Origin of the sequence: Kitasatospora sp. NPDC059817, assembly GCF_042731835.1 — a bacterium.
Lineage (GTDB): Bacteria > Actinomycetota > Actinomycetes > Streptomycetales > Streptomycetaceae > Kitasatospora.
In genome coordinates this window covers 1-8,936 of the sequence record NZ_JBHWIR010000023.1, presented here as the reverse complement: position 1 = coordinate 8,936, position 8,936 = coordinate 1, and the positions used below count along the sequence as shown (strand labels likewise).

The following is an 8,936-nucleotide window of genomic DNA, read 5'->3' as shown; positions in this document are numbered from 1 at the left end:
TGCGACCCTGCGGCGCGGCCCCGCCGCGGGCGCCGCTCGTGCGCCCGGACCTGAGAGGGCGGCGGCCCCCGACACCGCCGCCGGCCGGGGGCGCTCGCTGCGCAGTCGACCGACGTCAGCCGGCGATGATCTCGCGCGCCAGGCGGGCGGTCTCGGACGGCGTCTTGCCGACCTTGACACCGGCGGCCTCGAGGGCCTCCTTCTTCGCCTGGGCGGTGCCCGAGGAGCCGGAGACGATGGCGCCGGCGTGGCCCATGGTCTTGCCCTCGGGGGCGGTGAAGCCCGCGACGTAGCCGACGACCGGCTTGGTGACGTGCTCGGCGATGTAGGCCGCGGCACGCTCCTCGGCGTCGCCGCCGATCTCACCGATCATGACGATGAGCTCGGTCTCCGGGTCCTCCTGGAACGCCTTGAGGGCGTCGATGTGGGTGGTGCCGATGACCGGGTCACCGCCGATGCCCACGGCCGAGGAGAAGCCGATGTCCCGCAGCTCGTACATGAGCTGGTAGGTCAGGGTGCCCGACTTCGAGACCAGACCGATCTTGCCGGAGGTGGTGATGTCGGCCGGGATGATGCCGGCGTTCGACTGTCCGGGGCTGATCAGGCCGGGGCAGTTCGGGCCGATGATCCGGGTCTTGTTGCCCTTCGAACCGGCGTACGCCCAGAAGGCGGCGGTGTCGTGCACCGGAACGCCCTCGGTGATGACGACGGCCAGGCCGATCTCGGCGTCGATGGCCTCGACGACGGCGTCCTTGGTGAACTTCGGCGGCACGAAGATGACGGTGACATCGGCACCGGTCTTCTCCATGGCCTCGGCGACGCCGCCGAAGACGGGCACCTCGGTGCCGTCGACGTCGACCGTGGTGCCGGCCTTGCGCGGGTTGACACCGCCGACGATCTGGGTGCCGGAGGCGAGCATGCGGCGGGTGTGCTTCATGCCCTCGGAGCCGGTCATGCCCTGGACGATGACCTTGCTGTCCTTGGTAAGGAAGATAGCCATGGTGTGAAAGTCCCCTTCCTTACTTGTTGGCCAGCTCGGCGGCGCGGTCAGCGGCGCCGTCCATGGTGTCCACGCGCTGGACCAGCGGGTGGTTGGCGTCGTCGAGGATCTTGCGACCCAGCTCCGCGTTGTTGCCGTCCAGACGGACGACCAGCGGCTTGGTGACGTTCTCGCCCTTGCTCTCCAGGAGCGCGAGGGCCTGCACGATGCCGTTGGCGACCGCGTCACAGGCGGTGATGCCGCCGAAGACGTTGACGAACACCGACTTGACGTCGGGGTCGCCCAGGATGATCTCCAGGCCGTTCGCCATGACCTCGGCGGAGGCGCCGCCGCCGATGTCGAGGAAGTTGGCGGGCTTGACGCCGCCGTGGTTCTCACCGGCGTAGGCGACCACGTCGAGGGTGCTCATCACGAGGCCCGCGCCGTTGCCGATGATGCCGACCTGGCCGTCGAGCTTGACGTAGTTCAGGCCCTTGGCCTTGGCGGCGGCCTCCAGCGGGTTGGCCGCGGCCTTGTCCTCCAGGGCCTCGTGCTCGGGCTGGCGGAACTCGGCGTTCTCGTCCAGCGAGACCTTGCCGTCAAGCGCGATGATCTTGCCCTCGCCGGACTTGATCAGCGGGTTGACCTCGACGAGGAGCGCGTCCTCGGCGATGAAGACCTTCCACAGCTTCTGCAGGACGTCGGCAACCTGGTCGGCGATCTCGGCCGGGAACTTCGCCGCGGCGACGATCTCGGCGGCCTTCTCCGGGGTGCAGCCCTCGTTGGCGTCGACCGGGATCTTGGCGAGCGCGTCGGGGTTCTCCTCGGCGACGACCTCGATCTCCACGCCGCCCTCGACGCTGGCCATCGCCAGGAAGGTGCGGTTGGTGCGGTCCAGCAGGAACGAGACGTAGTACTCGTCCTTGATGTCCGCGGTCTGGGCCAGCATCACCTTGTGGACGGTGTGGCCCTTGATGTCCATGCCGAGGATCGCCTCGGCCTTGGCGACGGCGTCAGCCGGGTCGGAGGCGAGCTTCACGCCACCGGCCTTGCCTCGGCCACCCACCTTCACCTGAGCCTTGACGACGGCGCGGCCGCCGAAGCGCTCCGCGATGGCGGCAGCGTCTGCGGCGGTCTCGATCACATCACCGTCAAGCACGGGCACACCGTGCTTGGCGAAGAGGTCCCTCGCCTGGTACTCGAACAGGTCCACGTGTTTGTCCTTGTTCGTGGTCGCGGATTGTGTCTCTACGAGCGTGCCACGGCAGGATCTTCGCTGCGGGTCGTCGGGGCGGTGCGGGTACGCAGAGGTACGGCCTTGCGGCCCACACAGCCACGGGCGCACACGTCAATCAACACGCGCGTCACGTCCGTCTGGCAGGTTATCCCCGTACGACGGGACTGTTTCGCCCGGGGCCTGCCCGTCCGTGGTGAGAACCGTCACAGACAGCCTACGGGGGCGGTCGGCGCACCCCCCGTCCGCCGGTCGGCCGGTTCGCACGTCCGGGTGAATCCTCACACTCCCTGGTCAGGCACCGGCAGCGGGCGCTTCTCGATCGCCGCGGCCATGATCTCCGGAAAGGCGTCCGGGGTGCAGGCGAAGGCCGGGGCCCCCAGGGCGGCCAGGGCGGCGGCGTGGGCGTGGTCGTAGGCGGGCGCACCTTCGTCGGAGAGCGCCAGCAGGGCGATGAACTGGACGCCGGCCGCCTTCATCGCGGCGACGCGCTTGAGCATGCCGTCCCGGATGCCGCCCTCGTAGAGGTCGCTGATCAGCACCACCACGGTCTCGGACGGCCGGGTGATCCTCGACTGGCAGTAGGCGAGCGCGCGGTTGATGTCGGTGCCGCCGCCGAGCTGGGTGGCGAACAGGACGTCGACCGGGTCGGTGAGCTGTTCGGTGAGGTCGACCACCGAGGTGTCGAAGACGACCAGCCGGGTGTCCAGCGTGCGCATCGAGGCGAGCACCGCGCCGAACACCGCCGAGTGCACCACCGACGGGGCCATCGAGCCGGACTGGTCGATGCAGAGGATGACGTCCTTCTTCACCGCGCGCTGGGCGCGGGCGTAGCCGACCAGCCGCTCGGGCACGACGGTGCCGTGCTCGGGCAGGTAGTTCTTCAGGTTGGCCCGGATGGTGCGGTCCCAGTCGATGTCGCGGTGGCGGGGCCGGTTGACCTTGGCGCTGCGGTCGAGGGCGCCGCCCAGGGTGGCCCTGGTGCGGTCGGCGAGCCGGCGCTCCAGATCGGCGACCACCTTGCCGACCACGGCCCGGGCGGTCTCCCGGGTGGTCTCGGGCAGCGCGTGCTTGAGCGACAGCAGGGTGCCGACCAGGTGCACGTCCGGTTCGACGGCCTCCAGCATCTCGGGTTCCAGCAGCAGCCGCTCCAGGCCGAGCCGGGCGATCGCGTCCTGCTGCATCAGCTGGACGACGGTGGACGGGAAGTACTCGCGGATGTCGCCCAGCCAGCGCGCCACCTGCGGGGCCGAGCCGCCCAGCCCGGCGCTGCGCCAGCCGCCGCGGGCCCCCCGGCCGCCCTCCTCGGGCGCGCCGCGGTAGAGCGCGGCCAGCGCGCCGTCCATCGCGGCGTCCCGGCCGCGCAGGGCGCAGCCGGTGCCGTCGGCCTCGCCGCCGAGCACCAGCCGCCAGCGGCGCAGCCGTTCGTCGGTCGTGGTCGCCATCAGGTCCTCCTTCACGGGTGTCAGGTGTTGCGGCCGGCGGCCTGCCGGGGGATCCGGGGGCGGGCGCCGAGCAGCAGGGCCACCACCGGGACGGCGGCGTCGGCCCGGGCCGGGTCGAGGGTGCCGCCCGGGGTCGGGGCCGCCGGGGCCTCGCCGAGCGGGCCGGCCGCGACCCGGCCGCCGATGGTGCTGCGGACGCCCGTCTCCAGCCCGGCGAAGGTGCGGCGCAGCAGCGGCAGGACGTCGGTGAAGACCTCGCCGGGCACGCCGGTCAGCCACTCGTCGAGCAGGGCGAGCAGGCGCGGGTCGTGCAGCAGCAGGGCGCCGCCGCCGGTGAGGAAGCCCTCGATCCAGCCGGCCGCGTCCGCCGGGGCGTTGGCGGTGGACAGGACCAGCCGCAGCCGGCCGGCGGCCTCCTCGGAGTCGAGCCGCCCGTCGTCCAGCAGCAGCCGGACGGCGCGCCCGCGCAGCAGGCCGGGGGCGCCGGTGGCCGGGCCGCCGGCCGGCTCGCGGCGGGCCAGCGAGCGCAGGGCGGCGGCCCAGCGGTCGGCCAGGGCCTCGGAACCGTCCGGGCCCGGGGAGGCTGCCGGGGTGCCCGGGCCCGCTGATTCGTCCGGGGCGTCCGGCTCCGGACGGGCGGCCGGGCCGAGCAGGCCGATCGCGCCGTGCACCTCGTCGAGCCGGCCGCGCATCGCCGCCGCCCCCTCGGCGTCCAACCCGACGCAGGCGGGCGGCAGCCCGACGCAGATCCGGTCGGCCAGGCCGGTGGCGACCTCGCCGAGCGCGCCGTGGTCGGTGCCGCGCACGTCGCCGTAGCGCAGCGCCCGGACCAGCGCGGGCAGCGCCCCGGCCAGGTGCGCGACGTCGGTGTCCAGGGCGGCGCAGTCGGCGAGCACCCGCATCACGGCGGGCAGCGCGCCGGCCAGCCCGGCCAGCAGGCAGGTCTCCACCAGGCCGGTCAGCTCGGCGAGTTCGACGGCGGCGCGGGCGGTGCCGACGGCCTTGCCGGTCGCCGCCTCCTCCACCGTGGTGCCCCACTGGGCGGCCTCGGCGATCCGGACCGCGAACTCGGGCTGCCAGCACAGCCGCCAGCTCTCCCGGAACGTCCCGGTCGAGTTGACCGCCGAGCGGGCCGGCACGCCCCAGTCGACACCCAGCAGCCGCAGCCGGTGCAGCAGCCGCGAGCGAGCCGCGTCGGTGTCCTTGCGCAGGTCGAGGTCGAGGTCCTTCGGCGCGGCCTCGGGCTTGAGCCGCAGCGTGCGCTGCCAGCGGGTGAGGTCCCGCTGGAGCGGCACCGCCGGTGCCGCGTCCGGGACTTCGCCGAGCGCGTCGCCGACCACCAGGCGGTCCCGGACGAGCTCCAGGGCGACGTCCGAACCCTCGCAGAGCACCGCGCGGACGGCGTCCAGGGTCTCGGTCAGGCCGGCCAGCGGGCGGCCGCGCAGCACCGCCAGCGTGCGGGCGAGCCGGACCGCCTCGATGACGTGGGCGGAGGAGACCGGGTGGTCCTCGGCGCGCAGCAGTTCGGCGGCCCGGGTGAGCCAGCGCGGCACCGGATCGCCCTCGGTGCCGAACAGGTGGTGGTACCAGCCCGGTGACTGCACGCCCGCGCCGTAGCCGGTGGCCTGGGAGAGCCGGCGGTGCGTCCACGGCACCCAGGTGATGTCCGTCCGCACCTTCCGCGGCAGTGCGGCGAGCAGCGCCCGGTCGTGCGCGACCGTCGGCAGCACCGCCAGCGCGGGCACATGGAAGGCCCCGCACACCACGGCGATCCGGCGGTGCCCGGCGCGGCGGGCGGCCCGGATCTGCTGGCGCATGTACGCCTCGCGCAGCTCGTCCCGCCGGGACTCGCCGAGGCCCTCCGCGCGCAGCGCCGCCATCGCCTCCGCGACGGCGGCGAACGGCGCCAGTCCGTCCGGGTCGTCCGCGCCGCCCGCACCGGGCGCGCGGTGCTCGACCACGTCCTCCCACCAGCGCTCCGGGTCGTCGTACCCGGCCGCCTCGGCGAGCAGCGCCAGCGGGTCGGCGACCGGCCCGGCGGGCTCCCCCGGCTCCCCCGGCTCCCCGGCCTCCCCCGCCTCGGCGGCCTCGGCGGCGGGGCCGAGGCCGTACCCGGCGGGCAGGTCGATGAAGCGGACCGGCAGCTCCCGCTCGACGCCGTAGCGGATCGCCACCCACTCCGGGGAGAACTCGGCGTACGGCCAGAACGCGGCCCTCGCCGGGTCGTCCACCGCGTGGGCCAGCAGCGCGACCGGCGGCACCAGGCCGTTCCCGGCCGCGAGGTGGACGATGCCGTCGGCCTCCGGCGGGCCCTCGATCAGCACCGCGTCCGGCCGCCACCGCTCCAGCGCGGCGGCCACCGCCCGGGCCGAGCCCGGGCCGTGGTGCCGGATGCCGAGCAGTGCGACGTCCGCGGTCATCGCACCTCCTCGCGGGCGGCCCGGTAGAAGTCCTTCCAACCGTCGCGCTCGCGCACCACCCCTTCGACGTACTCGCGCCACACCGCGTGGTCCGCCACCGGGTCCCGGACGACGGCGCCGAGGATGCCGGCCGTCACGTCCCCGGCGCGCAGCACGCCGTCCCCGAAGTGAGTGGCCAGGGCGAGGCCGTTGGCCACCACCGAGATCGCCTCCGCCGTGGAGAGGGTGCCGCTCGGGCTCTTGACCTTCGTCCGCCCGTCCGTCGTGATCCCGGCCCGCAGCTCGCGGAACACGGTGACCACCCGCCTGATCTCCTCGGCGCCGCCGGGCAGTTCGGGCAGCTCCAGGGAGCGGCCGAGCTGGTTCACCCGGCGGGTGACGATGTCGACCTCCTCCTCCAGCGAGCCCGGCAGCGGCAGCACGACGGTGTTGAACCGCCGGCGCAGCGCGCTGGACAGCTCGTTGACGCCGCGGTCGCGGTCGTTCGCGGTGGCGATCACGTTGAAACCGCGCACCGCCTGCGTCTCGCCGCCCAACTCCGGCACCGGCAGCGTCTTCTCGGACAGGATGGTGATCAGGCTGTCCTGCACGTCGGCCGGGATCCGGGTCAGCTCCTCGATCCGGGCGAGCTTGCCGTCCGCCATCGCCCGCATCAGCGGCGAGGGCACCAGGGCGTCCCGGCTCGGGCCGTCGGTGAGCAGCCGGGCGTAGTTCCAGCCGTACCGGACGGCCTCCTCCGGGGTGCCGGCGGTGCCCTGCACCAGCAGGGTGGAGTCGCCGCTGACCGCCGCGGCCAGGTGCTCGGACACCCAGGTCTTCGCGGTGCCGGGCACGCCGAGCAGCAGCAGCGCGCGGTCCGTCGCCAGGGTCGTGACGGCGACCTCCACCACCCGGCGCGGGCCGATGTACTTGGGGGTGATCGGGGTGCCGTCCGGCAGTTCGCCGCCGAGCAGGTACGTCGCCACGGCCCACGGCGAGAGCTTCCAGCGCTCCGGGCGCGGACGGTCGTCCTGCGCGGCCAGCGCGGCCAGTTCACCGGCGAAGGCGTCCTCGGCATGCTGCCGCAGAACGTCGGTCACGGGGGCTCCTTCGGGTCGGCCGCCGGGCACACGGGTGCCCTCGGCGGCAGGGTGATCGGGGGGAGCTGGGGCCGGCGTCCCGGCCTGTGGGAACCACCCTGCACCCCGGCACTGACAAACCCCGGGGCGCTCCCGACGGGCGGTCAGCCGATGTCAGTGCCGCCGCCTACCGTCGGTCGCATGGAGGAACGCTGGAGCACCGAACACGTCCTGTCCCTGGCACCTGACGCTGCGTCGCAGAAGGCGGCCGGCAAGCTCTCCTCGCCCGCGCCCTGGTCCGGGGCGGGCACCGACGGCACCGCGCTCTGGGGCGAGTGCAAGGGCAGCGGCAGCACGCCGTACCGCACCGTGATCGAACTCGCCACGCCCGCCTACCAGTGCAGCTGCCCCAGCCGGAAGTTCCCGTGCAAGCACGCGCTCGGGCTCCTCCTGCTGTGGAGCGGCGCTCCGGAGGCCGTCCCGGCCGCCGAACCCGCCGCATGGGCGGCCGACTGGCTCACGTCCCGCGAGGAGCGCGCCGAGAAGCGCGCCGCGCCCCCCGCCGACCCGGCCGCCGCCCGCCGCCGGGCCGAGCGGCGCGGTGCCCGGGTGGCGGCCGGCGCGGCCGAGCTGCGGCTTCGCCTGGCCGACCGGATCCGGCACGGCCTGGCCAACCAGTCCACCGCCGGGCCCTGGGAGGAGGTCGCCGCCCGAATGGTCGACGCCCAGGCCCCCGGCCTGGCCACCCGGGTCCGCGAACTCGACGCCGCCCCGCAGGACCGGCTCCTGGAGGAGTACGCGATGCTGCACCTGCTCGCCACCGCCGCCACCCGCGTCGACGAACTGCCGGCCGAACTGGCCGCCACCGTCCGCACCCGGGTCGGCTACCCCACCGACACCGCCGAGATCCTGGCCGGCCCCACCGTGCGCGACCGCTGGCAGGTGCTCGGCAGCCGCGACTCCGCCGACGAGCGGCTCACCACCCGCCGGGTCTGGCTGCGCGGCGCCAAGACCGGCCGCCCCGCCCTGCTGCTCGCCTTCGGCCGCCCCGGCCAGGCCCCCGACCTCGCCCTGCCCACCGGCCACCTGCTGGAGGCCGACCTCGCCTTCCACCCCGGCGCCCGCCCGCTGCGCGCCGCCCTCGGCACCCGCTACGGCGCCCCCGAGCCCGGCCCGGCCGGCCCGCCCGACGGCCTCACCGTCGCCGAGGCGGTCGCCGGCTACGGCACCGCCGTCGCCGACGACCCGTGGCTGGACAGCTGGCCGACCGTCCTCACCGGCGCCGTGCCCGTCCGCACCCCGGACGGCTGGTACCTGACGGACGGCCACCACACCCTGCCCGTCCGCACCTCGGCCCTCCCGGAGGCGGCCCTGTGGCGGCTGGCCGCGGTCTCCACCGGCCGCCCGCTGACGGTCTTCGGCGAGTACGGCCACCAGGGCTTCGCCCCGGTCACGGCCTGGGCCGGCCACGACCGCCCGATCGGCCTCACCACCGTCTAGGGCGTGCCTTGTGGATCAGGACACGCCCGAGCACACCTCAGGAGCACCGAAGATGACGATCACCCAGGACCCGTGGGAGACCCTGCACACCACCGCCCTGCTCGGCACCGACCGCCGCCCGCTCCCGGCCACCACCCTGCCGCTCGCCGACACCGTCGACCAGGCCGACCCGGCCACCGCGCTGCTGGAGCTGGCCGCCCTCGCCACCGTCCGCCGCCGGGCCGGCGCCCTGCCCGTCCCCGCCGCCGGACCGCCCGGCCCGCCCGCGCCCGAGGACGGGCGCCCCGAGCTGCCCGCGGC

At 74.9% G+C, this 8,936-nt stretch carries 6 protein-coding genes and 1 pseudogene; 2 read left to right on the top strand and 5 right to left on the bottom strand.

Annotated elements, in window-relative coordinates; translation table 11 throughout:
* Positions 1-115: 115 nt before the first annotated feature.
* The 5 genes from sucD to ACFV61_RS07780 all read right to left on the bottom strand — a co-directional run bounded on the left by sucD (position 116) and on the right by ACFV61_RS07780 (position 7,187).
* Positions 116-1,000 carry a succinate--CoA ligase subunit alpha gene (sucD, locus tag ACFV61_RS07800; protein ID WP_063349021.1) on the bottom strand — a complete coding sequence of 295 codons (885 nt, stop codon included), beginning with the start codon at positions 998-1,000 and terminating at the stop codon, positions 116-118.
* Between the two features lie 19 nt (positions 1,001-1,019).
* Positions 1,020-2,192, bottom strand: a complete 1,173-nt coding sequence (gene sucC / locus ACFV61_RS07795; protein ID WP_063349020.1) for an ADP-forming succinate--CoA ligase subunit beta — start codon at positions 2,190-2,192, stop codon at positions 1,020-1,022.
* A 302-nt stretch (positions 2,193-2,494) separates the two neighbouring features.
* A complete protein-coding gene (locus ACFV61_RS07790) occupies positions 2,495-3,658 on the bottom strand; it encodes a VWA domain-containing protein (RefSeq protein ID WP_380490626.1) in 1,164 nt (387 codons plus the stop codon).
* A gap of 20 nt (positions 3,659-3,678) precedes the next feature.
* Entirely contained in the window at positions 3,679-6,078 is a 2,400-nt protein-coding gene (locus tag ACFV61_RS07785; protein WP_380490624.1) for a DUF5682 family protein, read from the bottom strand.
* The gene (locus tag ACFV61_RS07780; RefSeq protein ID WP_363369253.1) at positions 6,075-7,187 is read right to left on the bottom strand and encodes an AAA family ATPase; all 1,113 of its coding nucleotides are present in this window, start codon (positions 7,185-7,187) and stop codon (positions 6,075-6,077) included. Before ACFV61_RS07780 ends, ACFV61_RS07785 begins: the two co-directional genes overlap by 4 nt.
* A gap of 150 nt (positions 7,188-7,337) precedes the next feature.
* Between ACFV61_RS07780 and ACFV61_RS07775 the strand changes: the two genes are divergently transcribed.
* Entirely contained in the window at positions 7,338-8,636 is a 1,299-nt protein-coding gene (locus ACFV61_RS07775; protein ID WP_380490622.1) for an SWIM zinc finger family protein, read from the top strand.
* A gap of 52 nt (positions 8,637-8,688) precedes the next feature.
* Positions 8,689-8,936 (top strand): annotated as a pseudogene (locus tag ACFV61_RS07770) (hypothetical protein); the annotation flags it as partial.

What these genes read in the sequence shown, in the direction of transcription:
- sucD (WP_063349021.1), bottom strand. Translation starts at nt 1,000, where the DNA reads ATGGCTATCTTCCTTACCAAGGACAGCAAGGTCATCGTCCAGGGCATG.
- ACFV61_RS07790 (WP_380490626.1), bottom strand. Translation starts at nt 3,658, where the DNA reads ATGGCGACCACGACCGACGAACGGCTGCGCCGCTGGCGGCTGGTGCTC.
- ACFV61_RS07785 (WP_380490624.1), bottom strand. Translation starts at nt 6,078, where the DNA reads ATGACCGCGGACGTCGCACTGCTCGGCATCCGGCACCACGGCCCGGGC.
- ACFV61_RS07775 (WP_380490622.1), top strand. Translation starts at nt 7,338, where the DNA reads ATGGAGGAACGCTGGAGCACCGAACACGTCCTGTCCCTGGCACCTGAC.